The 26,113-nt window shown below is 72.8% G+C and carries 23 protein-coding genes and 2 riboswitches; of the genes, 16 read left to right on the forward strand and 7 right to left on the reverse strand.

The features are described 5' to 3' along the window. Positions 1 to 247: 247 nt before the first annotated feature. Both PGH47_RS34515 and PGH47_RS34520 read left to right on the forward strand, forming a co-directional pair. Positions 248 to 469: a CbtB domain-containing protein gene (locus PGH47_RS34515; RefSeq protein WP_271666661.1), complete on the forward strand. Its 222-nt coding sequence runs from the start codon at positions 248 to 250 to the stop codon at positions 467 to 469. A 21-nt stretch (positions 470 to 490) separates the two neighbouring features. Continuing rightward, a complete protein-coding gene (locus PGH47_RS34520; protein WP_271666662.1) occupies positions 491 to 1,249 on the forward strand; it encodes a CbtA family protein in 759 nt (252 codons plus the stop codon). Between the two features lie 25 nt (positions 1,250 to 1,274). Here PGH47_RS34520 and PGH47_RS34525 read toward each other — a convergent pair whose 3' ends face one another. From PGH47_RS34525 to aceA, 5 genes are all read right to left on the reverse strand, one after another. Further along, on the reverse strand, positions 1,275 to 1,856 hold the full coding sequence (locus tag PGH47_RS34525; RefSeq protein WP_271666663.1) for a histidine phosphatase family protein: 582 nt from the start codon (positions 1,854 to 1,856) through the stop codon (positions 1,275 to 1,277). A 94-nt stretch (positions 1,857 to 1,950) separates the two neighbouring features. Further along, complete coding sequence (gene metE / locus PGH47_RS34530; protein ID WP_271666664.1) at positions 1,951 to 4,269, reverse strand: 5-methyltetrahydropteroyltriglutamate--homocysteine S-methyltransferase; 2,319 nt, start codon at positions 4,267 to 4,269, stop codon at positions 1,951 to 1,953. A gap of 153 nt (positions 4,270 to 4,422) precedes the next feature. Further along, a riboswitch (cobalamin riboswitch) is annotated at positions 4,423 to 4,646 on the reverse strand. Next, complete coding sequence (locus PGH47_RS34535) at positions 4,640 to 5,512, reverse strand: 3-hydroxybutyryl-CoA dehydrogenase (protein WP_271666665.1); 873 nt, start codon at positions 5,510 to 5,512, stop codon at positions 4,640 to 4,642. (Overlaps the previous riboswitch by 7 nt.) After that, on the reverse strand, positions 5,509 to 7,038 hold the full coding sequence (aceB, locus tag PGH47_RS34540) for a malate synthase A (RefSeq protein ID WP_271666666.1): 1,530 nt from the start codon (positions 7,036 to 7,038) through the stop codon (positions 5,509 to 5,511). Before aceB ends, PGH47_RS34535 begins: the two co-directional genes overlap by 4 nt. Before the next feature lie 96 nt (positions 7,039 to 7,134). After that, positions 7,135 to 8,418: an isocitrate lyase gene (gene aceA, locus PGH47_RS34545; protein WP_271666667.1), complete on the reverse strand. Its 1,284-nt coding sequence runs from the start codon at positions 8,416 to 8,418 to the stop codon at positions 7,135 to 7,137. A gap of 311 nt (positions 8,419 to 8,729) precedes the next feature. On the opposite strand from aceA, the gene PGH47_RS34550 reads away from it, so the two are divergent. The 14 genes from PGH47_RS34550 (at position 8,730) to PGH47_RS34615 (ending at position 24,219) form a co-directional block, all read left to right on the forward strand. Then, the gene (locus PGH47_RS34550; protein WP_271666668.1) at positions 8,730 to 10,181 is read left to right on the forward strand and encodes a short-chain fatty acyl-CoA regulator family protein; all 1,452 of its coding nucleotides are present in this window, start codon (positions 8,730 to 8,732) and stop codon (positions 10,179 to 10,181) included. A gap of 14 nt (positions 10,182 to 10,195) precedes the next feature. Further along, positions 10,196 to 10,370, forward strand: a riboswitch (cobalamin riboswitch). 62 nt (positions 10,371 to 10,432) lie between these two features. Continuing rightward, entirely contained in the window at positions 10,433 to 10,849 is a 417-nt protein-coding gene (locus tag PGH47_RS34555; protein WP_271666669.1) for a (2Fe-2S) ferredoxin domain-containing protein, read from the forward strand. 52 nt (positions 10,850 to 10,901) lie between these two features. Next, positions 10,902 to 12,728 (forward strand): gamma-glutamyltransferase family protein, encoded by a 1,827-nt coding sequence (locus PGH47_RS34560; RefSeq protein WP_271666670.1) that lies wholly within the window; start codon positions 10,902 to 10,904, stop codon positions 12,726 to 12,728. A 119-nt stretch (positions 12,729 to 12,847) separates the two neighbouring features. Then, positions 12,848 to 13,693, forward strand: a complete 846-nt coding sequence (locus PGH47_RS34565; protein WP_271666671.1) for an inositol monophosphatase family protein — start codon at positions 12,848 to 12,850, stop codon at positions 13,691 to 13,693. Positions 13,694 to 13,895: 202 nt separating this feature from the next. Further along, entirely contained in the window at positions 13,896 to 15,308 is a 1,413-nt protein-coding gene (locus PGH47_RS34570) for a phytoene desaturase family protein (RefSeq protein ID WP_271668219.1), read from the forward strand. 175 nt (positions 15,309 to 15,483) lie between these two features. Then, positions 15,484 to 16,599 carry an SCO3242 family prenyltransferase gene (locus tag PGH47_RS34575; protein WP_271666672.1) on the forward strand — a complete coding sequence of 372 codons (1,116 nt, stop codon included), beginning with the start codon at positions 15,484 to 15,486 and terminating at the stop codon, positions 16,597 to 16,599. A 34-nt stretch (positions 16,600 to 16,633) separates the two neighbouring features. Beyond that, positions 16,634 to 17,494 (forward strand): sugar phosphate isomerase/epimerase family protein, encoded by an 861-nt coding sequence (locus tag PGH47_RS34580; RefSeq protein WP_271666673.1) that lies wholly within the window; start codon positions 16,634 to 16,636, stop codon positions 17,492 to 17,494. Positions 17,495 to 17,636: 142 nt separating this feature from the next. Then, complete coding sequence (locus PGH47_RS34585; RefSeq protein WP_271666674.1) at positions 17,637 to 18,338, forward strand: EboA domain-containing protein; 702 nt, start codon at positions 17,637 to 17,639, stop codon at positions 18,336 to 18,338. Between the two features lie 2 nt (positions 18,339 to 18,340). Further along, entirely contained in the window at positions 18,341 to 19,195 is an 855-nt protein-coding gene (locus tag PGH47_RS34590; RefSeq protein WP_271666675.1) for a TatD family hydrolase, read from the forward strand. A 6-nt stretch (positions 19,196 to 19,201) separates the two neighbouring features. After that, complete coding sequence (eboE, locus tag PGH47_RS34595; RefSeq protein ID WP_271666676.1) at positions 19,202 to 20,359, forward strand: metabolite traffic protein EboE; 1,158 nt, start codon at positions 19,202 to 19,204, stop codon at positions 20,357 to 20,359. Further along, positions 20,356 to 21,744 (forward strand): alkaline phosphatase family protein, encoded by a 1,389-nt coding sequence (locus tag PGH47_RS34600; RefSeq protein WP_271666677.1) that lies wholly within the window; start codon positions 20,356 to 20,358, stop codon positions 21,742 to 21,744. The genes eboE and PGH47_RS34600 overlap by 4 nt, the downstream gene beginning before the upstream one ends. Continuing rightward, on the forward strand, positions 21,741 to 22,928 hold the full coding sequence (locus tag PGH47_RS34605) for a cytochrome P450 (RefSeq protein WP_271666678.1): 1,188 nt from the start codon (positions 21,741 to 21,743) through the stop codon (positions 22,926 to 22,928). Before PGH47_RS34600 ends, PGH47_RS34605 begins: the two co-directional genes overlap by 4 nt. A 38-nt stretch (positions 22,929 to 22,966) precedes the next feature. After that, positions 22,967 to 23,473 carry an O-acetyl-ADP-ribose deacetylase gene (locus PGH47_RS34610; protein WP_271666679.1) on the forward strand — a complete coding sequence of 169 codons (507 nt, stop codon included), beginning with the start codon at positions 22,967 to 22,969 and terminating at the stop codon, positions 23,471 to 23,473. A 239-nt stretch (positions 23,474 to 23,712) separates the two neighbouring features. Then, a complete protein-coding gene (locus PGH47_RS34615) occupies positions 23,713 to 24,219 on the forward strand; it encodes a GNAT family N-acetyltransferase (RefSeq protein WP_271666680.1) in 507 nt (168 codons plus the stop codon). A 48-nt stretch (positions 24,220 to 24,267) separates the two neighbouring features. On the opposite strand, the gene PGH47_RS34620 is transcribed toward PGH47_RS34615, so the two are convergent. Together PGH47_RS34620 and PGH47_RS34625 are read right to left on the reverse strand one after the other, a co-directional pair. Then, positions 24,268 to 24,768 carry a DinB family protein gene (locus PGH47_RS34620; RefSeq protein WP_271666681.1) on the reverse strand — a complete coding sequence of 167 codons (501 nt, stop codon included), beginning with the start codon at positions 24,766 to 24,768 and terminating at the stop codon, positions 24,268 to 24,270. A 153-nt stretch (positions 24,769 to 24,921) separates the two neighbouring features. Then, positions 24,922 to 25,908, reverse strand: a complete 987-nt coding sequence (locus tag PGH47_RS34625) for an alpha/beta fold hydrolase (protein WP_271666682.1) — start codon at positions 25,906 to 25,908, stop codon at positions 24,922 to 24,924. Positions 25,909 to 26,113: the final 205 nt, after the last annotated feature.

Genomic DNA, 26,113 nt, shown 5'->3' on the forward strand with positions numbered 1-26,113 from the left:
TCCGCGGCTTTCGTCTCAGGTAAAGGTTCGGTCAGAGCAGGGTCCCGCGAGCCCGCCCGCCATTGGTCATGTCCTGGTCGAGGAGTACGGTCAGGGCGATATCGACGACGGCACGACGGAAGCCGGTGGGAATCCGGCACGGTCGCGCCACTGTATGCCGCCCCCTCGAAGGGGCGGTGAGTCAGACCCGCGGCCGTCGTCATGTGCACCACCGAAATGGGACGCGAACTCCCGAAGGAGCCCTGCCATGGCGCAGCATGTCGCCCAGCCGACCGCCAACACCCCCGCTCTCCCCGTCAAACTGCCGATCGGCGCGATCGTCCCCTGGGCGGTCTTCTTCGGCATCCTGATGCTGGTCCTGCTGTACTTCGTCGGCGCCGAGCAGGGCGCCACCTCCGTCGTCTCCGGCGAGGACGTCCACGAGTGGGTGCACGACGCCCGCCACCTGCTCGGTTTCCCCTGCCACTGACGCCGGGGAGCCGCAGAACCCATGAACTCCGCAACCGTGCGAAATCTGCTCGTGCGAGGCATGCTCGCCGGCCTCGGCGCGGGCGTCCTCGCGCTGATCGTGGCCTACGTCCTCGGTGAGCCGAGCGTCGACAAGGCGATCGGCTTCGAGGAAGCCCACGCCGCCGGGCACGAGCACGAGGTCGAACTCGTCTCCCGCAGCCTCCAGTCCACCGCCGGCCTCGCCACCGGTGTCCTGATCTACGGCGTCTCCTTCGGCGGCATCGCCGCTCTCGCCTACTGCTTCGCCCTCGGCCGCGTCGGCCGCTTCTCACCGCGGGCCACCGCGCTGCTGCTGTCCGGCTGCGCGCTGCTCGCCGTCTATGTCGTGCCGTTCCTGAAGTACCCGGCCAACCCGCCCGCCGTCGGCGACCCCGACACCATCGGCAGGCGGACCACCCTGTACTTCCTGATGATGGTGCTCAGCGTCCTGATCGCGGTGGCCGCGACCATCCTCGGCAGGCGACTCGCCCCGAGACTGGGCAACTGGTACGCCACCGTCGTCGCGGTGGCCGCGTTCGCCCTGGTGATCGGCCTGGCGTTCGCGTTCCTGCCGGTCGTCAACGAGGTCCCCGCGGACTTCCCGGCCACCGTGCTGTGGCGGTTCCGGCTGTCCGCGCTGGCCATGCAGGTCACGCTGTGGGCGGGCTTCGGGCTGCTCTTCGGCGAGCTGGCCGAGCGACTGCTGAACCCCCGGCCGGCCGCCGCGGCGCCGGCCTCGGCGGCGGCCGCGACCGGCTGACGGGCATGCGCTCACGCGCAACGGCCTAGTCGGCGTCCGGCGCCAGGGGCCGCCCCAGTCGCAGGTTCCAGCGCCCGCCGCGCCCACTGAGCTCCGTTGCCGTCAGCGGGGCGACGTCGAGACGCCAGAAGGCCGCCTCGGGCATCCCGAGGGCGTGCAGGACAGCCGCGCGAACGACCTCCGGCTCGACCACGGCGACCGTACGGCCGTCCAGGTCCCGCACGTCCGTCAGCCACCGGGCGATCCGGCCGCAGAACTCCCGCACCGACTCGCCCCCGTGCGGAGCGTGGCCCGGGTCCGTGAGCCAGCTGCCCACCGACTCCGGCTCGGCGGCACTCACCTCGTCGAGCGTGCGGCCCCGCCAGCGGCCGACGTCCGGTCCCGCCGACTCCGGGACCGCCGGGCCGTGCAGACCGAGAGCCTCGGCCGTCTCCCGGCAGCGCAGGCTCGGCGAGGTGAGCACCCGGGCGGCCGGGGGCAGGGTGCCGGCGGCCGCGCGTGCCTGTGCCGTGCCGGTGTCGTCGAGCGGGGTCCGGCCGTCGTCGAAGCGGGCCCGGCGCAGGCTCGCGTTCATCGCGGGTGAGATCAAGGTGACGCGGCTGGTCACGCGGTCGCTCCTCGGGCCGGGGTCATGACGTGCTCCTGGCTGCCCGGGGGCCCTCACCGCGAGAACGGTGAGGGCCCCTGGCCGGTCGGCCGGGTCAGGACGGGGACAGCTCGCCCCGTACCGTACGGGCCGCCGCCACCAGGTTCTCCAGCGAGGCCCGGGTCTCCGGCCAGCCGCGGGTCTTCAGGCCGCAGTCGGGGTTGACCCACAGCCGTTCGGCGGGGATCGCCTTCAGACCGGTGCGGAGCAGCTCGGCAGCCTCCGTCACGCTCGGCACCCGCGGGGAGTGGATGTCGTAGACACCCGGCCCGGCCTCGCGCGGATAGCCGTGGGCCGCGAGTTCCCGGGCGACCTGCATGTGCGAGCGGGCGGCCTCCAGGCTGATGACGTCCGCGTCGAGGTCGTCGATGGCCCGGACGATGTCGCCGAACTCGGCGTAGCACATGTGGGTGTGGATCTGGGTGTCCGGCCGGACCCCGCCGGTGGTCAGCCGGAACGCCTCGGTGGCCCAGGCGAGATACCCGGCCCGGTCGGCGGCGCGCAGCGGCAGGGTCTCCCGCAGGGCCGGTTCGTCGACCTGGATGACGCGGGTGCCGCCCGCCTCCAGGTCGCTCACCTCGTCGCGCAGGGCGAGGGCGACCTGGCGGGCCGTCTCGCCGAGCGGCTGGTCGTCGCGGACGAAGGACCAGGCGAGCATGGTGACCGGCCCGGTGAGCATGCCCTTGACCGGGCGGGACGTCAGGGACTGGGCGTACGCCGTCCAGCGCACCGTCATCGGCTCGGGCCGCGAGATGTCACCGGCCAGGATCGGCGGGCGGACGTAACGGGTGCCGTAGGACTGCACCCAGCCGTGCTGCGTGGCGAGGTATCCGGTCAGCCGCTCGGCGAAGTACTGGACCATGTCGTTGCGTTCGGGCTCGCCGTGCACCAGGACGTCGATGCCGGTCTTCTCCTGGAAGGCGACGACCTCCTGGATCTCGGCCCTGACCCGGTCCTCGTAGGCGGCCGTGCCGATCCGGCCGGCCCGCAGGTCCGCGCGCGCGGTGCGCAGTTCGCCGGTCTGCGGGAACGAACCGATCGTGGTCGTCGGCAGCAACGGCAGCCCGAGGTGGGCGCGTTGGGCCGCGGCCCGCTCGGCGTACGACTGCGAGCGGCGGGCGTCCCCGGCGGTGACGGCTGCCGCACGGGACCGCACGGCCGCGTCGCGGGTGATCGGCGAGCTCGCTCGGGAGGCCAGGTCCGCCCGGTTCGCGGCGAGTTCGGCGGTGATCGCGCCGGTGCCCTGGGCGAGGCCCTTGGCGAGGGTGACGACCTCGGCGGTCTTCTGCCGGGCGAAGGCCAGCCAGCGCCGGATCTGCGGCTCGATGTCGCGCTCGGCGGCCGCGTCCAGCGGCACGTGCAGCAGGGAGCAGGAGGCCGCGACGTCGACCCGGTCGGCGAGACCCAGCAGGGTGCCGAGCGTGGCGAGCGACGCCGACAGGTCGTTGACCCAGACGTTGCGGCCGTTGACGACACCGGCGACCAGGCGCTTGCCGGGCAGCCCGCCGGCCGCGGCCAGCGCCTGGAGGTTGCCGCCCGCCGCCTCCGTGAAGTCGAGCGCCAGCCCCTCGACCGGGGCCTTCGCCAGCACGGGCAGCGCCTCGCCGAGCCGGCCGAAGTACGAGGCGAGCAGCAGCTTCGGCCGGTCGGTGCGGGCGCCGAGGTCACGGTAGGCGCGCCCGGCGGCGTTCAGTTCGGCCGGGGTGCGGTCCTGGACCAGCGCGGGCTCGTCCAGCTGGACCCACTCGGCGCCCGCCGCACGCAGGTCGGCCAGGATCCGCGCGTACACCGGCAGCAGCCGGTCCAGCAGGGTGAGCGGCTCGAAGTCCGCGGCGACGCCGGGCGCCGGCTTGGCGAGCAGCAGGTAGGTGACCGGCCCGACGAGGACGGGCCGGGCGGTCAGGCCCAGCGCCAGGGCCTCCTTCAGTTCGGCGACCTGCTTGGCCGAGTCCGCGGTGAAGACGGTGTCCGGGCCCAACTCCGGTACGAGGTAGTGGTAGTTGGTGTCGAACCACTTCGTCATCTCCAGCGGCGCGACGTCCTGCGTGCCGCGGGCCATGGCGAAGTAGCCGTCCAGGGCGTCGGTCTCGACGGCGACGCGATGCCGCTCGGGGATCGCGCCGAGCGCTACGGTGGTGTCCAGGACGTGGTCGTAGTACGAGAAGTCGCCGGTCGGCACCTCGTGGATGCCTGCGTCGGCGAGCCGGCGCCAGTTGGCGCGGCGCAGTTCGGCGGCGGTGGCACGGAGGGCGTCGGCGCTGACGCGGCCCTTCCAGTAGCCCTCGATCGCCTTCTTCAGTTCCCGGTCCGGGCCCTGACGGGGGTAGCCGTACACGGTGGCCCGTGCTGCCGCGGCTGCGGGCTTGGTGGTCACGGAGATCTCCTTCGCGAGATGAATCCCTGAGATCCCGGTGACGGGACGAGAGCGCGAAGGGTGACGGACCGGACGGCGACGGCCGCAGAGCCGTCCGCTCGGTCATGTTCGCCGACCCGCCCTCGAGGTCACCGGGAGTCCGCGCACGAGTGGTTCGTACGCGGGCAGTTGGCAGGTCTTCGGACTCGCGGGCACGTCCTCACCTCGTGAGGACTCCTACTGGCCGTCGCTTCCCAGGCCCGGTACGTCGGGCTCAGTGCTGATGACGGCGGTCGTTCCCGCTCACCGCTGCGGGGCAGTCCCGGATTCCCACCGGGTTCCCTCTTACGACGCATCCCGCCTGGCGGACGGGGCGAACCAGCTGCACCGGTCAGCCTACCCGGCCGTACGTGTGGAACCCCCGCCCGCTCTTGCGGCCCAGCAGCCCCGCCTCGACCATCCGCAGGAGCAGCGGGGGACGGGCGTACAGGGGTTCCTTGAACTCGTCGTAGAGGGACTCGGCGATCGAGGCGACGGTGTCGAGGCCGATCAGGTCCGCGAGCCGGAGCGGGCCCATGGGGTGGGCGCAGCCGAGTTCCATGCCGGTGTCGATGTCGGCGGCGGTGGCGAAGCCGGACTCCGCCATCCGGATCGCCGACAACAGGTACGGGATCAGCAGGGCGTTGACGACGAAGCCGGCCCGGTCCCGGGAGCGGATCACGGTCCTGCCGAGCGTCCGGGCGGCGAACTCCTCGACGGCGGCGGTCGTCGCGGCCGAGGTGTGCAGCGAGGTCACGACCTCCACCAGCGGCAGCACCGGAACGGGGTTGAAGAAGTGCAGGCCCAAGACCCGGTCCGCGCGGCCGGTCGCCATGCCGAGCCGCATGACCGGCAGTGAGGAGGTGTTGGTGGCCAGGACGGCCGCCGGGTCCTCGACGATCTTGTCGAGCGCGGCGAACACCTCGGTCTTGGCGTCCGGGTTCTCCACGACGGCCTCGACCACGAGCTGCCGGTCGGCCAGGTCCTCCAGGCTGCCGGTGAACACCAGACGGTCGAGCACGTCGGCCGCGGCCGGCTCCGTCAGTCTGCCCCGCCGTACCGCGCGGTCCAGCGACGCGGTCACCCGGTCCCGGGCGGCCCGCGCCGCGACCGCGTCCACCTCGCACACCACCGTGTCGAGCCCGGCCCGTGCGCACACCTCGGCGATCCCGGCGCCCATCTGCCCGCCGCCGACCACACCGACGCGCCGGATGCCCCCGCTCATGCCCCGGCCTCCGTCCGGCGCACCAGATGACGGGAATAGGCGTCCGGGGTGAAGAACAGCGGCAACTCGCCCGCCATCGCCGTCCGTTCGAAAAGCGCACGGATCTCGTCGACCGGCGCCCACGGGTACTCGGCGCCCAGAGCCGCGAGCTCGTCGTCGAGCAGTCCCAGCACCGTCTCCCGGTGGACGACCCCGTGCCGCAGCCACTGCCAGATCTGCACCCGGGCGATCTCGGCGGTGGCCGCGTCCGCCATCAGGCCGCCGACGGCGACGGCACCCTGCCCGCGCAGCCAGGCCGCGAAGCAGCGCAGCGCCACGGCGACGTTCGTGCGCACGCCGTCGGCGGTGGGCGGCCCGCTGATCCTGCGCACGGACAGCAGGTCGGAGGGCGTCACCTCCACGTCGTCACGCGTACGGTCGATCTGGTGCGGGCGGTCGCCGAGGACACCGTCGAACACCTCGCGGCAGACGGGGACGAGGCCCGGGTGGGCCACCCACGACCCGTCGAAGCCGTCCTCCGCCTCCCGTTCCTTGTCCAGCCGGACCTTGGCGAGCGCGGCCGGGTACTCGCCGGGCACCTGCGCGGCCATGGCGCCGATGGCATGGGCACCGCGCCGATGGCAGGTGCGCACCAGCAGTTCCGTGTACGCCCGCATGAAGGGGGCGGTCATCGTCACCTTCGCCCGGTCGGGGAGAAGGAAGTCGGTGCGGTGACCGAACGTCTTGATCAGGCTGAACAGGTAGTCCCAGCGGCCCGCGCCGAGCCCCGAGCTGTGCTCGCGCAGCTCGTAGAGGATCTCCTCCATCTCGAACGCGGCGGTCACCGTCTCGATGAGCACGGTGGCACGGACGGTGCCGCGCGGGATGCCGAGCAACTCCTGGGCGAGGACGAACACGTCGTTCCACAGCCGGGCCTCGTACCGGTTCTCCAGCTTCGGCAGACAGAAGTACGGTCCGTGGCCCGCGTCGATCCGGCGCCGGGCGCAGTGGAAGAAGTACAGCCCGAAATCGACGAGGGCAGCGGGCACGGGGCGCCCGTCGTACGCGAGGTGCTCCTCGTCCAGGTGCCAGCCGCGGGGGCGGACCACGAGGGTGGTGTGCCGATCCTCGACGTCGAGCAGGGCGATCTGCCCGTCGATGACGTTGTCCCAGGTCGGGGAGGTGGCGTCCTCGAAGTCGGCCACCCACACCTGGGCACCGGAGTCGAGCGCGTCGGACGCCGTACGGCGATCGGGCGGTCCGGTGATCTCCACGCGCCGGTCGGCCAGCCCCGGGGCGGGCGGTGCGACACGCCAGGTGGGATCGGCGCGGACGGCGGAGGTGACCATGGGGAAGTCGAGCGGGGTGCCCGCGGCGAGCCGGAGGGCCTGGCGCCGGCGCTCCCGCATCAGGTCCTGACGGCGCTCACCGAAGGCGGCGGCGAGGTGGCCCAGGAAATCCAGGGCGGCGGGGGTGAGGATCTCGTCGTGGCGACGGCCCGGAGCGCCGAGCACACGGACGTGATGGGTCAGGGCGGTGGTGGACAACGGTTTCTCCTGACAAAGGGCGGCGAGACGTCCTGTTCTTGGGGGCGCGGGGAACTGCGCGACCAGCCCCCGCACACCCGCAGCCGACGAACCGGCCTAATGGAACTGCTCTTCCTCCGTGGAGCCGGCCAGCGCGGTGGTGGAGGAGGCGGGGTTGACGGCCGTGGACACAAGGTCGAAGTACCCCGTACCGACTTCCCGCTGATGCCTCACGGCCGTGAATCCCTGCGCCTGCGCCGCGAACTCCCGCTCCTGAAGGTCGACGTACGCCGTCATCCCGTGCTCGGCGTAACCCCGCGCGAGGTCGAACATCCCGTGGTTCAGCGAGTGGAACCCGGCCAGCGTGATGAACTGGAACCGGTACCCCATGGCCCCCAGCTCCCGCTGGAACTTGGCGATCCGGTCGTCGTCCAGCGCGGCCTTCCAGTTGAAGGACGGCGAGCAGTTGTAGGCGAGCATCCGATCCGGGTACTCGGCGTGCACGGCCTCCGCGAACTCCCGCGCCTGCGCGAGGTCCGGCGTACCGGTCTCCACCCAGATCAGGTCGGCGTACGGGGCGTAGGCGAGCCCGCGTGCGATGACCGGCGCCATGCCGCCCCGCACCCGGTGGAAGCCCTCGGCCGTGCGCTCGCCGGTCACGAACTCGGCGTCGCGCTCGTCCACGTCGCTGGTGAGCAGGTTCGCGGCGAGGGCGTCGGTGCGGGCGATGACGACGGTCGGCACATCGGCGATGTCGGCTGCGAGCCGGGCCGCGTTGAGGGTGCGGATGTGCTGCGAGGTCGGCACCAGGACCTTGCCGCCGAGGTGGCCGCACTTCTTCTCCGAGGCGAGCTGGTCCTCGTAGTGGATGCCGGCCGCGCCGGCCGCGATCATCGCCTTGGTCAGCTCGAAGGCGTTCAGCGGGCCGCCGAACCCGGCCTCGGCGTCGGCGACGATCGGCGCGAGCCAGTCCGTGCGGTCACCGGCGTCCTCCGAGACGGCGATCTGGTCGGCGCGCAGCAGGGCGTTGTTGATCCGACGGACCACCTGGGGAACGGAGTTGACCGGGTACAGGCTCTGGTCGGGGTAGGTGTGCCCGGACTGATTGGCGTCCGCGGCGACCTGCCAGCCCGACAGATAGATCGCCTGAAGGCCGGCCCTGACCTGCTGCACGGCCTGGCCGCCGGTGAGCGCGCCGAGCGCGTGGACGTAGTCCCGCTCGTGCAGTTGGCGCCACAGCCGCTCGGCACCGCGCCGGGCCAGGGTGTGCTCCTCACGGACGCTGCCGGACAGCCGTACGACGTCCTCGGCGGTGTAGGTGCGCTCGATGCCCTGCCAGCGCGGGTCGTTGGCCCAGCGCCGCGCGAGTGCCTCGGCCGCCTGCGTCCTCGCCTGTGCCATGACTGTCACCGTCTCCTCGGTCTGTTGTGTCTGCCAAGCCCGTACCGATCGCGATATTGGCCGGCACTGTGTGTCGTGAAGGGGGTGCGACTCGCCGTCGCCCGGAGGGCGAAGCAGAGCAATGTTGCTGGCCCCAATGAGTTTCGGCGGGCCGCACGAAGACTCTGGCACTGGCACTGAGTGCCAACAATGGTGGACGTCTGCCAAGTTCTGCGAATCTTCTCGCCGTCGTTCGCCAAGCTTGCGAAGGGTTCATGAGGCGGGCGTTCGCGTACGCTGACCGGGTTGCGTCCCGGACCTGGAGGTGCGCGGTGAGCAAGACGTACGCGGGTGCGCGGCTGCGGCGGCTGCGCGAGGAACGCCGGATGAGCCAGGCGGAACTCGCCCGCGCCCTGGGCATCTCCCCGAGCTATCTGAACCAGATGGAGCACGACTCACGCCCGCTCACCGTGCCCGTGCTGCTCCGGCTCACCGAGACGTTCGGTGTCGACCCGGGCTTCTTCTCCGAGCGCGACACCGCCCGGCTCGTGGCCGACCTGCGCGAGGCGCTCACCGGCGAGATCGCCGCCGCCCGGGTCTCCCCGACCGACCTCGCCGAACTGGCCTCGCGCATGCCCGCGGTCGCGCAGGTCCTGCTCGATCTGGGCCGCCGCAACCAACTGCTGTCCGAGCGGCTCGCGGGGCCCGACGGCCGCGACACCGCCGACGCGGCACCCCGCTCGCCGCACGAGGAGATCCGCGACTTCTTCTACCGCCGCCGGAACTACCTCCACGACACCGACCTCGCGGCCGAGCAGCTCGCCGAGCGGATCGGCATCCGGCCCGGCGAGGTCCTCCGGGCCCTGACCGCCCGCCTGGCCGACGCCCACGGGATCCGCCTCGCCGACACCCACGCCGTCCGAGAGGCCGAGGCCCGGGGGAACCGCCCGCCCACCGGCTCCGGCGACCGGCTCCACCACTACGACGCGTCGACCCGCACCCTCCACCTGTCGACCCGACTGCGCCCCGGCCAGCGGGCCTTCCGCATGGCGACCCAGCTCGCGCTGCTGGAGCACGCCGGCGAACTGGACCGGCACGCCGCCGAGGACTTCCCGGCCGGCTCGCCCGCCCACACCCTGGCCCGCATCGGCGTCGCCAACTACTTCGCCGCCGCACTGGTGTTGCCGTACACCGCCTTCCACGCGGCGGCCGAGGAGGTCCGCTACGACATCGAGCGGCTCACCGACCGCCACGGCCTCGGCTACGAGACCGTCTGCCACCGGCTCAGCACCCTCCAGCGCCCGCGCCTGCGCGGAGTGCCCTTCTCCTTCGTGCGGGTCGACCGGGCCGGCAACATGTCCAAGCGGCAGTCCGCGACCGGGTTCCACTTCTCCCGGGGCGGCGGCACCTGCCCGCTGTGGAACGTCTACGAGGCGTTCGCCGCGCCCGGCCGGATCCATGTACAGGTCGCCGAAATGCCGGACGGGCAAAGGTACTTGTGGGCCGCCCGCGCGGTCACCCGGCACCGCGGCGGCTGGGGCGAGCCCGGCAAGACGTACGCCATCGGCCTCGGCTGCGAGATCCGGCACGCCCACCGCCTCGTCTACTCCGACGGCCTCGACCTCACCAGCCCCTTGGCCGCCACCCCGATCGGCATGGGCTGCCGCGTGTGCGAACGCCTCGACTGCCCGCAGCGGGCCACGCCGCCCCTCGGGCGGACCCTGCGCATCGACGAGAACACCAGCACCTTCGTGCCGTACCCCGTGACCGGGCGCACGAGTTGAGCGGCACGAGGAGTTGATAGCCTCGGCGGGCCAGTCGAGCCACATCCGAGGCCAGGGAATCCGGTGCGAATCCGGAACTGACGCGCAGCGGTGAGGGGGACGGGCGGGGCACGCGCCACTGGGAGACCGGGAAGGCGCCCCGACCGGACGAACCCGAGTCCGAAGACCTGCTGGCACCTCCGCGCCCCCGGGCGGGGAGGACGTCCGTAGGCCAGGCTCCGCGTACGAGCCCCGACACCCGAGGCAGGCCCGTGCTCCCCTCCCGTCCCGCGCCCACCGAACCCCCGGCACCCACCGCCGCGCCCGCGCCCTGCCGTGTCGTCGTCTGCCGGGACTGCTGCTGCGGCACCCCGAAGGTGACCGGGGTCGACCACGCGCAGCAGACCGCGCGCCTCGCCGACAATGTGCCCGTGCGCGTCTCCGACTGCCTCGACGTGTGCGAACACGCCAACGTGATCGTCGTCCAGCCGTCCGCCGCCGCCCGCGCGGCCGGCGCCCGCCCCGTCTGGCTCGGCCTCGTCAACGACCCCGACGCCACCGAGGACATCATCACCTGGGTCCGGGCCGGCGGCCCCGGCGTCGCGCCCTGCCCCGACGTGCTCGACCTCTACACCTTCACACCGCCCCGGCGGGCCGCGGACGCCAAAAGGTTGAAGCCCGAACAGTGAGTGCCTGAAGATCGGAAGGACCGATCCGCGCGACAGCGAGGTGAGAGACCCGATGTTCACCACCCGTCCCACCCTTCAGGGCACCTTCGGCATGGTGTCCTCCACGCACTGGCTCGCCTCGCAGTCCGCGATGGCCGTGCTGGAGCGCGGGGGCAACGCGTACGACGCCGCCGTGGCGGGCGCGTTCGTGCTGCACGTGGTCGAGCCGCACCTGAACGGCCCGGCCGGCGAGGTGCCGATCCTTCTCGCCCCGGCGGGCGGCGAGGTACGGGTGCTGTGCGGGCAGGGGCCGGCGCCGGCCGGGGCCACCGTCGCGCACTACCGGGAACTCGGACTGGAGCTGGTGCCGGGGACCGGGCCGCTGGCCGCCGCCGTGCCCGGCGCCTTCGACGCCTGGATGCTGCTGCTGCGGGACCACGGGACCCAGCCGCTCGCGGAGGTGCTGCGGTACGCCGTCGAGTACGCCGAGCACGGGCACGCGCCCGTGGAGCGGGTCGGCGAGACCGTGGAGACCGTGCGGGAGCTGTTCGAGACGGAGTGGACCTCGTCGGCCGAGGTGTATCTGCCGGGCGGCCGGGCGCCCCGCCCCGGGGAGCCGTTCCGCAACCCCGCCCTCGCCGCCACCTGGAAGCGTCTGCTCGACGAGGTCGCGGACGCCGGCGACCGCATCGCCCAGATCGAGGCCGCGCGCGCGGTGTGGCGCTCCGGCTTCATCGCCGAGGCCCTCGTACGGCAGGCCGGCCGCCCGACCATGGACACCAGCGGTGAGCGGCACTCCGGCACGCTCACGGCCGCCGACCTCGCCGGCTGGTCCGCGACCTACGAGGCGCCGGCGACGTACGACTGGAACGGCTGGACCGTGTGCAAGGCCGGCCCCTGGAGCCAGGGCCCCGTCCTCCTCCAGCAGCTCGCGCTGCTCCCGCCCGAGCTGCCGCGGTACGGGTCCGCCGACTACGTCCACCTGCTGATCGAGGGCTGCAAGCTGGCCATGGCCGACCGGGAGGCCTGGTACGGCGACGCGGCCGAGGTGCCGCTGACCGACCTGCTGTCGGACGAGTACAACGCCGCCCGGCGGGAGCTGATCGGTGAGAAGGCCTCGCACGAGCTGCGGCCCGGCAGCCCCGGCGGGCGTGACCCGCGACTGTGCGCCCACGCGCGCGTGGCGGCCGCCGCCCGGCCCGGCTCGGTCGCGCCGGGCGCCGGGGAGCCGACCGTCGCCAAGAGCCCCACGTCCCCGGTGCCGGGCGAGCCCGATGTCGCCGCCGACGGCGGGACCCGGGGAGACACCTGCCACATCGACGTCGTCGACCGCTGGGGCAACATGATCGCGGCGACCCCCAGCGGCGGCTGGCTCCAGTCCAACCCGGTCGTGCCCGAGCTGGGCTTCCCGCTCGGCACCCGGCTCCAGATGACCTGGCTGGAGGAGGGCCTGCCGAACTCCCTGACGCCCGGCCGGCGGCCCCGCACCACCCTCACGCCCTCGATCGCCCTGCGCGACGGCGTGCCCGTCATGGCCTTCGGCACGCCCGGCGGGGACCAGCAGGACCAGTGGCAGCTGCACTTCCTCCTCGCGGTCGCCCTGCGCGGCCAGGTCCGCGGCGGTCTCGACCTCCAGGGCGCGATCGACGCCCCGAACTGGCACAACGACAGCTTCCCCGGCTCCTTCTTCCCGCGCGGGATGCGGCCCGGGAGCGTGACCGTGGAGTCCCGGACGGACGCCGCGGTGGTGGAGGAGCTGCGGCAACGCGGTCATGACGTGACCGTCGGTGACGCCTGGTCGGAGGGCCGGCTGTGCGCGGTGGCACGGGACCCGCAGACCGGCGTCCTGTCGGCCGCGGCGAATCCGCGCGGGATGCAGGGATACGCGGTCGGACGCTGAGGAGAACACCGGTCTCAGGCTTCTGACCTGCTGATATCGGCCCCTCATGTTCACGTCGATGCCATCTGCCGGTCACCCGGCGGGCAGGGATTGTCAGAGGGTCGTGTTCTTATTGACGCGTGATCGAATACAACGAAACCATCGAAGAGTTTCTCGCACAGCACTCGGCCGACGTGGAGGAGGCGGTCCGCAAGGCGGCCGCGGCCGAGATCATGCCCCGCTTCCGGCAGCTGGCCGAGCACGAGATCGACCAGAAGAGCGGACCGCACGACCTGGTCACCGACGCCGACCGGCTCGCCGAGCGGTACCTCACCGGAGCCCTGAGCTCGCTCCTGCCCGGCTCGGTCGTGGTAGGCGAGGAGGCCGTGCACGCCGACCCGGCGTCGTACGAGGCGATACGCGGCGACGCGCCGGTCTGGATCATCGACCCCGTCGACGGCACCCGCCAGTTCGTGAACGGCGACACCGGCTTCTGCACGTTGGTCGCGCTCGCCCGGCACGGCGTCCTGCTCGCCTCCTGGACCTACGCCCCGGCCCGCGACCAACTCGCCACGGCGGTGCGGGGCCAGGGCGCCCACCTCGACGGCGTACGGCTGTGGTCCGGCGCGCCGGAACCCGGCCGGGACCTCGAAATCGCCACGTCCCACCCGGACTACACGACCGATGACCAAAAGCGCGGTCTGCTCGGTCTGTGGACCGACGGCGTCGCGCCGCGCTCCTGCGGATCGGCGGGCCTGGAGTATCTGGCCGTCGCACGGGGCGAGTTGGACGGAGTCGCGTTCAGCTGGGAGGCCGCCTGGGACCACGCCGCGGGCATCCTGCTGGTCGAGGAGGCGGGCGGCGCCCACCCGACCCGCACGGGCGAGCCGTTCCGGATCACCGGCGGCAACGCACTGCCCTTCACGGCGGCGCGGGACGCCGGGACGGCCCGCCGGGTGGCGGGGCTGCTGGCCGGCGGGGCGTGACGACCGACCGGGACCGCGCCGGCCCCTAGGGGCGCGGGGCTCTGCCGATGTGCGGCTCCGCCGCGTGAGCGCGACAAGCCCCCACCGACCCGCGGTCGCGATCAGACCGGCAGACCCGAGCTCTTGGGCGACGCGTCAGTCCCCCGGCATATCCTGATCCTTCAAGGCCGTCGGCTGACGAAGGAGTCCGAAGGTGCCGTCGATGCTCGATGCGGTCGTGGTGGGTGCGGGGCCGAACGGACTGACCGCTGCCGTGGAGCTGGCCCGCCGGGGCTTCTCCGTGGCCGTGTTCGAGGCACGCGACACCGTCGGCGGGGGCGCCCGTACGGAGGAGCTGACCCTCCCCGGCTTCCGCCACGACCCGTGCTCCGCCGCGCACCCCCTCGGCATCAACTCACCCGTGTTCCGGACCATGCCCCTGGACCGCTACGGCCTGGAGTGGCTGCACCCCGGCCTGCCGATGGCGCACCCCTTCACCGACGGCACCGCCGCCGTGCTGTCCCGGTCCGTCGCCGAGACCGCCGCCTCGTTCGGCCCGCGCGACGCGGGACCGTACCGCAGGCTCGTCGAACCGTTCCTGCCCAAGTGGGACACCCTGGCCCGCGACTTCATGTCCCTGCCGCTGACGGCGCTGCCCCGCGACCCGGTCACCCTCGCCCGGTTCGGCCTGGTCGGGCTGCCGCCGTCCACCTGGCTGATGCGGCGCTTCAAGGACGAGCAGGCCAAGACCCTCTTCGCCGGTCTCGTCGCGCACGTCATGGCCCCTCTCGGCGGCTTCGCCACCGGCGCCATCGGCCTGGTCTTCGCCCTCGCCGCGCACGCCCGCGGCTGGCCCCTGGCCCGCGGCGGCTCCCAGTCCATCTCCGACGCGCTCACCGCGTACCTGGAGGACCTCGGCGGCAGCGTCCACACCGACTACGAGGTCAAGCGGCTCGACGACCTGCCGCCAGCGCGCGCGTACGTCTTCGACACCTCGCCCACCGCCCTGGCCCGCATCGCCGGCCTCGGCAACTACTACGAGGGCTATCGCTACGGCCCCGGCGTCTTCAAGATCGACTACGCGCTGGACGGCCCGGTGCCGTGGACCGCGCCCGAAGCGCGCCGCGCCGGCACCGTGCAGATCGGCGGGAACAGCGCGGAGATCGACGCCGCACTGCGCGCCGCGTCCCGGCAGGGCCGGGCACCCGACAAGCCGTTCATGATCACCGTGCAGCCCGGTGTCGTCGACCCCTCCCGCGCCCCCGAGGGCAAGCAGGTCTTCTGGGCGTACGGACACGTCCCGAACGGCTGGACAGGCGACCTCACGGACGCCATCGAGCGCCAACTGGAGCGCTTCGCCCCGGGGTTCCGCGACCGTGTCCTCGCCCGCGCGACGGCCGGCCCCGCCGAACTCGCCGTCCGCAACGCCAACTACGTCGGCGGCGACATCGGCTCCGGCGCCGCGTCCGGACTCCAGCTCCTGCTGCGGCCCAAGCTTTCGCTGTTCCCGTACAGCACCCCGCACCCGGCGGTCTTCATCTGCTCGTCGGCGACGCCGCCCGGACCGGGCGTGCACGGCATGTCGGGGCACAACGCGGCCAAGGCGGTGTGGCGGCGGCTGCGGCAGGAGCCCTGACGCCGCTCAAACGACCTACTTTTACCGGTAGTTGAGGCCACAGGGTAAGGAAAACCTGTGTCTTCTTTGTCACTCCGCTTACCGGGGGGTAGGTAGCTGAATGCTCAACGGCCGCGAGTAGGGTGCGGCCATGAAAGATCGGAAAGCGGTTGCCCGCTGTCGATCCCGGTCTGCCGTGCGCCTCGCCGACCTCGCCCTGCTCGTCAGAGCGCCGGCCGCGCTGAGTGTCCCCGGTGACGTGATCGCGGGAGCGGTCGCCGCCGGACGGCCGCTGAGTGCCCGTACCTTCGGAGTGATCGGTTCCTCCGTCTGTCTGTACTGGGCCGGCATGGCCCTCAACGACTACGCCGACGCGGCCGTCGACGGCGTCGAACGCCCCGATCGGCCGGTGCCGTCCGGGCGCGTCCCGCGCCGCGCCGCTCTCGCCGTGGCCGGCGGGCTGACCGCGGCGGGGCTGGGTCTCGCGGCGGTCGCGGGTGGCCGCCGCAGCGTCTGTGCCGCGCTTCCGCTGGCCGGGCTGGTCTGGGCGTACGACCTGAAGCTGAAGTCCACGGCGGCGGGTGGCTTCGCGATGGCGGGGGCTCGGGTGCTGGATGTTCTGGCCGGGGCGGTCGTGCCGGGGGTCGGTGCGCAGCCGGCAGGTGTCGCGCTCCGCCGTGCCGCCGTGCCCGCCGCGTTGGTCGGTGCGCACACGGGCACGCTGATGGCTCTCAGCCGGCACGAGATCGGCGGTGCGCCGGTCCGGGTTCCGGCGGCGACCCTGGCCGTGTCGGCGGTGACGGCGCTTGCCGCGGCCGTTCCTGTCGCACGGTCCGACTCCGGGAGTGCCGCGCAGGGGCGTCCGTCGTCTGCGGCACCGTCTCGGCCGGTCGCGCAGTTCCCCGCGCCCCTGAAGGGCGTTGGTGCTGCCGCGCGCCTCAGAGAACTCTGCGCCGTCCCCTCCGAAGTGCTTCGTGCCGCCGCCTCTGAAAGGCTTGGTGCGCCGGTTTCCGAAGGGCTTCGTGCCGCCGTCTCCGGATGGTCGCGCACCACCTCCGCCGGAACGTTGCCCGCTGCCGTCACCGCCGGTGCCGCCCTCGCCTATCTCGGGGCGTACGGGGCCGCGCAGGTCCGGGCCGTGCGGGAGCCCTCGGCCGGCAACGTGCGGCGGGCCGTCGGGGCCGGGATCCTCGGGCTGATGCCTCTTCAGGCCGCGTTGATCGCGCGGGGCGGCTCGCCCCGTGTCGCCGCTGCCCTCGGCGTCGTCCATCCCCTCGCGCGACGGCTGGCACGGCGTATATCCCCCACCTGAGACCCACCCACCTCCGTGTGAGGAACCGGCAAGCATGAGACCTCCCCCCACGCCCCTCAAGTTCGGCTACGGCACCAACGGCTTCACGCACCACAGGCTGGCCGACGTCCTCGTCGTCCTCGCCGACCTCGGCTATGACGGTGTCGCGCTCACCCTGGACCACAACCACCTCGACCCGTACGCCGACGACCTGCCGCGCCGCGTCACCGCGCTCGCCCGGCAGCTCGACCGGCTCCGGCTGGACGTGACCGTGGAGACCGGCGCGCCCTTCTTCCTCGACCCCTGGGGCAAGCACCTGCCCACGCTGATGTCGGACGGCTCCGAGCCCAGGATCGACCTGCTGCGCCGCGCCCTGCGCGTCGCCGCCGACCTCGGTTCGCCCACCGTGCACCTGTGCAGCGGCCCGGCACCGGAGGGGCTGCCGGAGGAGGACGCCTTCAAGCGGCTCGCGGAAGGCGTCGGGGTGGTGCTGGAGAGCGCCGAGAAGCACGGGGTGGCGCTGGCCTTCGAGCCGGAGCCCTACATGTTCGTCGACACCGTCGAGCGATGTCTGCGGCTGGCCCGACTCGTCGGTGGCCACCCGTTGTTCGGGGTCACCCTGGACATCGGCCACGCGCACTGCGTGGAGGAGTGGCCACTGCTGGAGTGCGTCCGCCTGGCCGCGCCCCTGCTGCGCAACGTGCAGATCGAGGACATGCGGCGCGGGGTCCATCGGCATCTGGAGTTCGGCTCCGGGGAGATCGACTTCCCGGCCGTGCTGGCCGCGCTGCGCGACCTCGACCGTCGCGGACTGGTCTCCGTGGAGATCCAGGGCGGCTCGCTCGACGCGCCCGAGGTCGCCCGCCGCTCGATCGAGTTCCTGCGCGCCGCCGAACGCGCCGCCGCCGATCTCTAGCCGCACCACCGCCGGCCCCGGGTCGGGCCCTCGACCTCGTCCGCGTCAGGTCCCACATCGGTTCCGGCTCGGATCTCCCTCTCGGTTCCGATCACCCGCATCACGGCTCAACTCCTCCCCATTAGAAGGAAGTTGTCCCCCCATGGCCGTAACGAACGCCTCACCCTCGCCCCCACCCGATCCCCGCCCCGCCCTCGCCGGTGTACTGGACCCCGCCGCCCGCGCCTGGCTCGACGGCGGTGCCGCCGAAGTGGCCGCCGAACCGGGCGCCGTGCGGCGTCTGTTCCCGGCCGTCCGGCGGCGCTGCGGGCGCGGTCGCCTCACCTCGTACTGGACCGTCGACGAGGCCGCCCGGGCCGTACTGCTCACCGCGCTGCCCCTGCGCGGGCGGGCGCTCGCCGACGAGGTCACCCGGCTCCATCGGCACGGCGACCCTGCCGAACAGCGTGCGGTCCTTCGGGCCCTGCCGCTGCTCGACCTGGGCGACCTCGCGCTGCCCCTGGTCCGGGAGGCCCTGCGGGGCAACGACACCACCCTGATCGAGGCCGCGCTCGGCCCGTACGCCGCCGCGCACCTCCCGGACGCCGAGTACCGCCAGGCCGTACTGAAGTGCGTGTTCTGCGAGATCCCGCTCGCCCGGGTCAGCGGCCTCGACGCCCGCGCCGATCGCGAACTGGCCCGGATGCTCGCCGACTTCGCGCACGAGCGGATCGTCGCCGGACGGGACGTGCCCCAGGACGTCCGGCCCCTCCTGCGCGCTCACCCGGACGTCGTCGACGCCGTGGCCGGGCCCGCGCTCAAGGACGCGTTCACCGAAGCGGACGTACTCAAGGAAGAGGACTGACCGTGCGCATCTTCGATCCCCACATCCACATGACCTCCCGGACGACCGACGACTACGAGGCGATGTACGCGGCCGGGGTGCGTGCCGTCGTCGAGCCCGCCTTCTGGCTGGGCCAGCCCCGGACCTCGCCCGAGAGCTTCTACGACTACTTCGACGGGCTCCTGGGCTGGGAGCCGCACCGGGCCGCCCAGTTCGGCATCCAGCACTTCTGCACCATCGCGCTCAACCCGAAGGAGGCGAACGACCCCCGCTGCCTCCCGGTCCTCGACGAACTCGACCGCTATCTCGCCAAGGACCGGGTCGTCGCCGTCGGTGAGATCGGCTACGACTCGATGACGCCGGAGGAGGACGAGGTGCTCGCCCGCCAGCTCCGGCTCGCCGTCGAGCACGAGCTGCCCGCCCTCGTGCACACCCCGCACCGCGACAAGGCCGCCGGGACGCGCCGCACCCTGGACGTCGTACGGGAGTCGGGCATCGCCCCCGAATTCGTCGTCCTCGACCACCTCAACGAGCTCACCGTCGGCATGGTCCTCGACAGCGGCTGCTGGGCCGGGTTCTCGATCTACCCGAGGACCAAGATGAGCGAGGACCGGATGGTCGAGATCCTCAAGAAGCACGGCACCGACCGGGTGCTCGTCAACTCGGCCGCCGACTGGGGGCGTTCGGATCCGCTGAAGACACGGAGGACCGCCGACGCCATGCTCGCCGCCGGGTTCGACGAGGAAGATGTCGACAAGGTGCTGTGGCGCAACCCCGTCGCCTTCTACGGGCAGAGCGGACGGCTGGAGCTGGAGGAACCCAAGCCCGACGAGACGGCCACCTTCGAGGGCAACTCCATACGCCGCGGGGGAGCGTGAGATCCGATGCGCTTTCTGCACCCGGACGGCAGCACCGTCCACCTCGGCTACTGCAGCAACGTCCACCAGGCGGAGGACCTGGACGGCGTGATCGCCCAGCTCGCCGACCACGCCGAGCCCGTCCGTGAGCGGCTCGGGGCCGGGCGGCTCGGCATCGGGCTGTGGCTGGCCCGCGGCGTCGTCGGTGAACTCGCCGATGACGCAGGCGCGTTGGGGCGGCTCAAGAGCGAGCTGCGGGCGCGCGGCCTGGAGACGGTCACCCTCAACGCCTTCCCGTACGCCGGCTTCCACCGTGAGGTCGTCAAGAAGGACGTGTACCTGCCCGACTGGGCCGACGAGGCCCGCCTGAAGTACACGCTCGACTGCGCCCGCGTCCTCGCCGCCCTCCTCCCCGACGACGTCCAGCAGGGCAGCGTCTCCACCCTGCCCCTCGCCTGGCGCACCCCGTGGCCCCGCGACCGCGCCGAGGAGGCCCGCCGGGCGCTGGACCGCCTCACCACCGGACTCGCCGCAATGGAGTCGAGGACGGGCCGCCGTATCCGCGTCGGCTTCGAACCGGAACCCGGATGCGTCGTCGAGACCACCACCCAGGCGGTACGCGAACTGGGCGGACTGGACCCCGACCGGCTCGGTGTCTGCCTCGACGCCTGCCATCTCGCCGTCCAGTTCGAGGACCCGGCCGCCGCGCTGCACCGGCTCGCGGAGGCCGACCTTCCCGTCGTCAAGCTCCAGGCTTCCTGCGCCGTGGAGGCCGCCCGCCCCGCCGACCCCGACGCCCGCGCTGCCCTGCACCGGCTCGCCGAACCCCGGTTCCTGCACCAGACCCGCACGCCGGCCGACGGCGACGTCCTCGGCGTGGACGATCTGCCGGACGCCCTCGACGGCGGCCTCCCCGACGCCGGCGGGCCCTGGCGCGTCCACTTCCACGCCCCGCTGCACACCCGGCCCGAACCGCCGCTGCGTACGACCTCCGCCCAGCTCGACCAGGTCCTCGCCGGACTGCTGGGCGGCCCTTCCGCCGACTGCGCACACATCGAGGTCGAGACCTACACCTGGTCCGTCCTGCCCGAACCGCCCGCCGACCTGCCCGGCGGCATCGCCGCCGAACTCGCCTGGGCCCGCGACCGGCTCACCGGCCTCGGCCTCAAGGAGGACCCGTCATGAACCGTGTGGTCGTACTCGACATCGTCGGCCTGACCCCGAAGCTCCTGAAGCACATGCCGTCGGTCACCGCCCTCGGCGAACGCGGCTTCCGGGCCCGGCTCGACACCGTGCTGCCCGCCGTGACCTGCACCGTCCAGTCCACCCTCCTCACCGGCGAACCCCCCTCCACCCACGGCGCGGTGGCCAACGGCTGGTACTTCCGCGACCTCGGCGAAGTCATGCTGTGGCGCCAGCACAACGCCCTCGTCGGCGGCGAGAAGATCTGGGAGACGGCCCGGAAGTCGAATCCCGACTACAAGGTCGCCAACATCTGCTGGTGGTACGCGATGGGCGCCGACGTCGACTGGACGGTCACCCCGCGCCCCGTCTACTACTCCGACGGCCGCAAGGAGCCCGACTGCTACACCTGGCCGCCCGCCCTGCACGACGAACTCACCGACCGGCTCGGCCCGTTCCCCCTGTTCACCTACTGGGGCCCCAACGCCGGCATGCCGTCCACCCAGTGGATCCTCGCCGCGGCCCGTCAGATCTTCGACGAGAAGCGCCCCGACCTCACCCTCGTCTACATCCCGCAGATGGACTACGAGCCCCAGCGCTCCGGCCCGGACTCGGACGCGACGATCGAGGCGGCCCGCCGGCTCGACGAGGCCCTGCGCCCGTTGCTCGACCACTTCCTGCGCGAGGGCGCGACCGTAGTGGCGCTCAGCGAGTACGGCATCACGCCCGCCTCCCGCCCCGTCGACATCAACCGTGCCCTGCGCCGGGCCGGCCTGCTGGAGGTGTACACGCAGGACGGCATGGAGTACCTCGACCCGTGGACCTCCCGTGCCTTCGCGGTCGCCGACCACCAGATCGCCCACGTGTACGTCCGTGACCGGGCGGACACCGAGACGGTCGCCAAGCTAGTCGACGAACTGGACGGCGTGGAACGGGTGCTGGACGCCGAGGGCAAGGCGGCGCACGGCCTGGACCACGAGCGCTCCGGCGAACTCGTCGCCCTCGCCGACCCCGACGCCTGGTTCACGTACTACTACTGGCTCGACGACGACCGCGCCCCCGACTTCGCCCGCCAGGTCGAGATCCACCGCAAGCCCGGCTACGACCCCGCCGAGCTGCTCTACGACGAGACGGTCCCCGCGGTGAAGCTGCGCGCCGTCGGCCAGGTCGCCCGCAAGAAGCTCGGCTTCCGTTACCGACTCAAGACGGTGCCGCTGGACCCGTCCGGCGTCCGCGGCAGCCACGGCCGGCTGCCCGCCGACCCCGCCGACGGCCCCGTCCTGCTGTGCTCGCGGCCGGACCGGGCGCGGAAATCCTACGCGGCCACGGAGGTCAAGTCCCTGCTCCTCGCCCTCGCGGACCCGCACACCGAAGGAACCGAGAAATGACGACCCACCCGCCCCTCCCCACGAGCCGCCCCCTGCTCGACCCGGCCCCCGAATACGCCAAGTGGCAGTCCGAGGAGCCGATCAGCCGGGTGACGATCTGGGGCGACAACAGCCCTTGGCTGATCACCCGTCACGAGGACGCCCGCACCGTCCTCGCGGACCCCCGCTTCAGCGCGGACGCCGGCCACCCCGACTTCCCCCACACCCGCCCCGGAGCCCCGCCCCAGGCCCCCGGCCTCTTCCACCAGATGGACCCGCCGGACCACACCCGGCTGCGCCGCATGCTGATCCCCGACTTCACCTTCCGGCGGATCGAGCAGATGGAGGGCGCCATCCAGCGGATCTGCGACGACCTGCTGGACGCGATGACACCGGCCGGCACGACCGAGGCGGACCTGGTGGCGTCGTACGCGCTGCCGCTGCCCACCCTCGCCATCTGCGAACTGCTCGGCGTGCCCTACGAGGACCACGGCTTCTTCCGCGAGAAGTCCAACGCCCTCACCAGCGTCGCCGGCGATCCGGCCGAGGCGATGAACGCCCGCACCGCGCTCTACGGCTATCTGCGCGCCCTGATCGAACGGCGGGCACAGGACCCCGCCGACGACCTGATCTCCCGGCTGGCCACGGAGCGCGTGGCGACCGGCGAGGCCACACTCGACGAGGCAACCGGCATGGTCTCCCTGCTCCTGCTGGCCGGCCACGAGACCACGGCTAACATGTTCCCGCTGGCCGTGATCGCCCTGCTGCACAACCCGGCCCAACTGGACGCGCTGCGCGCCGACGAGTCCCTGTGGCCCGGGGCGGTGGAGGAACTCCTGCGCCATCTGACCGTCATCCACTCCGGGATCCGCCGGATCGCCACGGCGGACGTGGAGCTGTCCGGGGTCCGCATCCGGGCGGGGGAGGGCGTGGTGGTGGCGTTGCAGTCCGCGAACCGCGACCCGGCGCGGTACACCGGCCCCGACGACCTCGACGTGCACCGCGACGCGTCCGGCCACCTGGCCTTCGGGCACGGGCCGCACCAGTGCCTCGGCCAGTCACTGGCCCGCGTCGAACTCCGCCTGGGCCTGGCCACCCTGTTCCGCAGGCTCCCGATGCTGCACCTGACGGCCCCGCCCGACTCGCTCGACCTTTCCACCAGCACGGTCCACGGGGTGCGTTCGCTGCCGGTCGCCTGGCGATGAACCTGCGGTGGCGGTACTGCCCTGCTATAGAGGCAGTCATGACCACCATCAGGCTCGTGCAGGGCGACATCACACGCGAGACGGCCGACGCGATCGTCAACGCCGCGAACTCCTCCCTCCTGGGCGGGGGAGGAGTCGACGGCGCCATCCATCGCCGCGGCGGCCCGGCGATCCTCGACGCCTGCCGGGACCTGCGCGCCTCGCGGTACGGCAAGGGCCTGCCCACGGGACAGGCGGTCGCGACGACCGCGGGGGACCTGGACGCCGGCTGGGTGATCCATACGGTCGGCCCGGTCTGGTCGGCCTCGGAGGACCGCTCGGCGCTGCTGGCCTCCTGCTACCGGGAGTCCCTGCGCGTGGCCGACGAGCTGGGCGCCCGCACGGTCGCCTTCCCGGCGATCTCCACCGGCGTGTACCGGTGGCCGATGGACGACGCGGCGCGGATCGCGACGGAGACGGTGCGGGACACACCGACCTCCGTCGAGGAGGTGCGGTTCGTCCTCTTCGACGACCGCGCGTACGAGGCGTTCGCCGAGCAGACCTGAGCCGTTCGGGGACACTCCCGGGCCCGTGCCGCGTATGCTGCCACGTGGTTGTGTTCGATCAGGAGCCGAGGAATCAGGGAGGTGGGGTTGATGACCGCGCGCAGGGCCACCGTGTGCAGCGTCCGGGTCTCCCTCACGTCCCGGGCCGTGGCCTGACCTCAGCCTGTCCGCCCTCGCCGGGAGCGTGAGCTCGCGGGGCGCCCACCCGAACACGACCATGAAACGGATCTCCATCCATCATGCGCAACTGGATCACCCACGCCGAGACGAGCGCCGACATCCGCGCGGTCCGTGACATCAACCTCGCCGCGTTCCCCACCTCGGAGGAGGCCGACCTCGTCGACGCGCTGCGCGAGGACCCCTCCTGGATCGAGGGCCTGTCCTTCGTCTCCACCGACGACGACGGCCGCCCGGTCGGATTCGCCCTGCTGACCCGGTGCCACATCGGCGACGTGCCGGCCCTGTGCCTCGCACCCTGCGCCGTGCGGCCCGAGTGGCAGAGGGCCGGTGCCGGCTCCGCGGCCGTCCGCGCCGCCCTCGCCGCGGCCCGGGACATGGGCGAGCACCACGTCGTCGTCCTGGGGCACCCGGCCTACTACCCCCGGTTCGGCTTCACCCGCGCCTCCGCCCACGGCATCGGCCTCACCATCGACGTCCCCGACGAGGCCCTGATGGCCCTCGCCCTGGACGCCGGCCATCCGCTGCCCGGCGGAACCGTGCGGTACGCCGCACCGTTCGGCATCTGACCGATCGGTGGGGCGGGGGCGGCACTTCGCATCCGCCCCACCGGCGGTCTAGCGGCCGGTCGAGCCGTCGATCAGCTCCCGCAGGATGTCCGCGTGGCCCGCGTGACGGCCGGTCTCCTCGATCATGTGGGCGAGTGCCCAACGGACGCCGGGACCGGGGCGGTCCGACCCCGGCCGGGGAAGCGGCGCACCCGGGTCGGTGCACCCGTCGAGCACTTCGTTCGCAAGCGCGACCGCGTCGCGGTACCGGGTCACGACATCGGCCACGCTGTCCGTCGGCGCCGCCCGGAAGGTCGCCTTCCAGTCGGGGACGTGCTCCCCGAGGAACATGGAACGCTCGACGAACGTCAGATGGTTGAGCAGGCCGAGCAGGTTCGTACCCGACGCCACCGCGGCGGTGCGCACCTGTGGCTCGGATGCGCCCTCGACCTTCGCGGCGACCGAGGCGCGGAGGTAGTCGAGGAACCCGCGCAGGACCTCGCTCTCGCCGCCTCCGGTCCGGGGCGGCGGGTTGTCACGGCGGCGGGTGCGGCGCGTGGTGCTGCTCATCGGGTCTCCCGGTGTCGGCGGACGGCCAGTGTGGCCAGGCACCCGACGTCCCGGCACGGAATGTTGCGGTTACGGCAACAAGGCGGCCCCCACCGCCGGCACCAGCCTCACCCCGGCGATGTTCTCGGCCCGTCCGCCCCCGCGCACCGCCGACTACGTGGAGGGCCGCGTCGGCTGGGCCCCGCTCCGGGTGAGGAACTCGACGAGCGCCGCGTTCACCTCGGCGGGCCGCTCCTGCTGGGTCCAGTGGCCGCAGCCCGCCAACTCGACGGGCGGGCGCCACAGGTTGGGCATCAGTGCGGGGAGCCGCTCGATGAACTCGGGGGTGCCGGGGAACGCCGGGACCAGGTCGCGGTCGCCGTACATGTACAGGGCGGGCGCGGTGACGACGGCACCGTGCCAGGGCGCCGTCAGTTCCCAGTTGCGGTCCATGTTGCGGTACCAGTTGAGGGCGCCGGTGAAGCCCTGCGAGAAGCTCTCGGTGAGCGCGTCGAGGTCGTCCTCGGTGAACCAGTCCGGCAGCACCTCGGGGTCCGGCATGTCCGCGAGCCAGCCGCGCCCGGGGTCGACCAGCGGCAGCCGGTCCCCGGCCGCGCGGGGAGCGTCGCCGGAGGCCGAGTAGAAGAACTTCCGCAGGGCGGTGCGCGTGTCCTTCGCGAACTCGGCGTCGGCGACACCCGGGCGGGCGAAGTAGTTCCAGTAGAACCGGCCGTCGAACCGCTCCTGCATCGACGCCAGCGGCGGATGGGGTCCCCGGGACGGCGGCGGCACGCTCAGCCCGGCCACCCCGCGCACCAGGTCCGGCCGCAGCAGGGCGGTGTGCCAGGCGACCGGCGCACCCCAGTCGTGGCCGACGACATGGGCCTTCTCCTCGCCGAGGGCCTGGATGAGCCCGACGACGTCACCGACCAGATGCAGGATGGTGTACGCGTCGACGGCCTCCGGCCGGTCACTGCGCCCGTATCCCCGCTGATCGGGGGCGACCACCCGGAACCCGGCGTCGGCCAGCGGCCCGAACTGGTGGCGCCAGGAGTGCCACGACTCGGGGAATCCGTGCAGGAGCACCACGAGCGGCCCGTCCCCCTGCTCGGCGACGTGCAGCCGAACCCCGTTCACGTCAACCATCCGATGCACAACCATGCGGACGAGCGTACGTGGCGCGATGCCGGGGCGACCATGCAGGCCCGCGGAGGCGAAGGGCGTGACAACTGGCCGACTTTCGACGGGAGTCGGGACGAATCCCGGGAACACTCCCGAGACGCCGGCGAGTTCCGGCGCCACGGGGGAGGGGTACGGCGTGAGCGGTGCGGGGGACGGGACGCCTTCGAGGCGGCGGATGAGTGCG

It is taken from the genome of Streptomyces sp. HUAS 31 (genome assembly GCF_028198125.1).
Classification (GTDB): Bacteria; Actinomycetota; Actinomycetes; order Streptomycetales; family Streptomycetaceae; genus Streptomyces; species Streptomyces chartreusis.

Coding starts and splice junctions, on each gene's coding strand:
- PGH47_RS34605 (WP_271666678.1), top strand. CDS start 21,741: ATGACGACCCACCCGCCCCTCCCCACGAGCCGCCCCCTGCTCGACCCG.
- aceA (WP_271666667.1), bottom strand. CDS start 8,418: ATGGCACAGGCGAGGACGCAGGCGGCCGAGGCACTCGCGCGGCGCTGG.
- eboE (WP_271666676.1), top strand. CDS start 19,202: ATGCGCTTTCTGCACCCGGACGGCAGCACCGTCCACCTCGGCTACTGC.
- PGH47_RS34580 (WP_271666673.1), top strand. CDS start 16,634: ATGAGACCTCCCCCCACGCCCCTCAAGTTCGGCTACGGCACCAACGGC.
- PGH47_RS34615 (WP_271666680.1), top strand. CDS start 23,713: ATGCGCAACTGGATCACCCACGCCGAGACGAGCGCCGACATCCGCGCG.
- PGH47_RS34610 (WP_271666679.1), top strand. CDS start 22,967: ATGACCACCATCAGGCTCGTGCAGGGCGACATCACACGCGAGACGGCC.
- PGH47_RS34515 (WP_271666661.1), top strand. CDS start 248: ATGGCGCAGCATGTCGCCCAGCCGACCGCCAACACCCCCGCTCTCCCC.
- PGH47_RS34625 (WP_271666682.1), bottom strand. CDS start 25,908: ATGGTTGTGCATCGGATGGTTGACGTGAACGGGGTTCGGCTGCACGTC.
- PGH47_RS34585 (WP_271666674.1), top strand. CDS start 17,637: ATGGCCGTAACGAACGCCTCACCCTCGCCCCCACCCGATCCCCGCCCC.
- PGH47_RS34560 (WP_271666670.1), top strand. CDS start 10,902: ATGTTCACCACCCGTCCCACCCTTCAGGGCACCTTCGGCATGGTGTCC.
- PGH47_RS34600 (WP_271666677.1), top strand. CDS start 20,356: ATGAACCGTGTGGTCGTACTCGACATCGTCGGCCTGACCCCGAAGCTC.
- PGH47_RS34620 (WP_271666681.1), bottom strand. CDS start 24,768: ATGAGCAGCACCACGCGCCGCACCCGCCGCCGTGACAACCCGCCGCCC.
- PGH47_RS34570 (WP_271668219.1), top strand. CDS start 13,896: ATGCTCGATGCGGTCGTGGTGGGTGCGGGGCCGAACGGACTGACCGCT.
- PGH47_RS34535 (WP_271666665.1), bottom strand. CDS start 5,512: ATGAGCGGGGGCATCCGGCGCGTCGGTGTGGTCGGCGGCGGGCAGATG.
- PGH47_RS34520 (WP_271666662.1), top strand. CDS start 491: ATGAACTCCGCAACCGTGCGAAATCTGCTCGTGCGAGGCATGCTCGCC.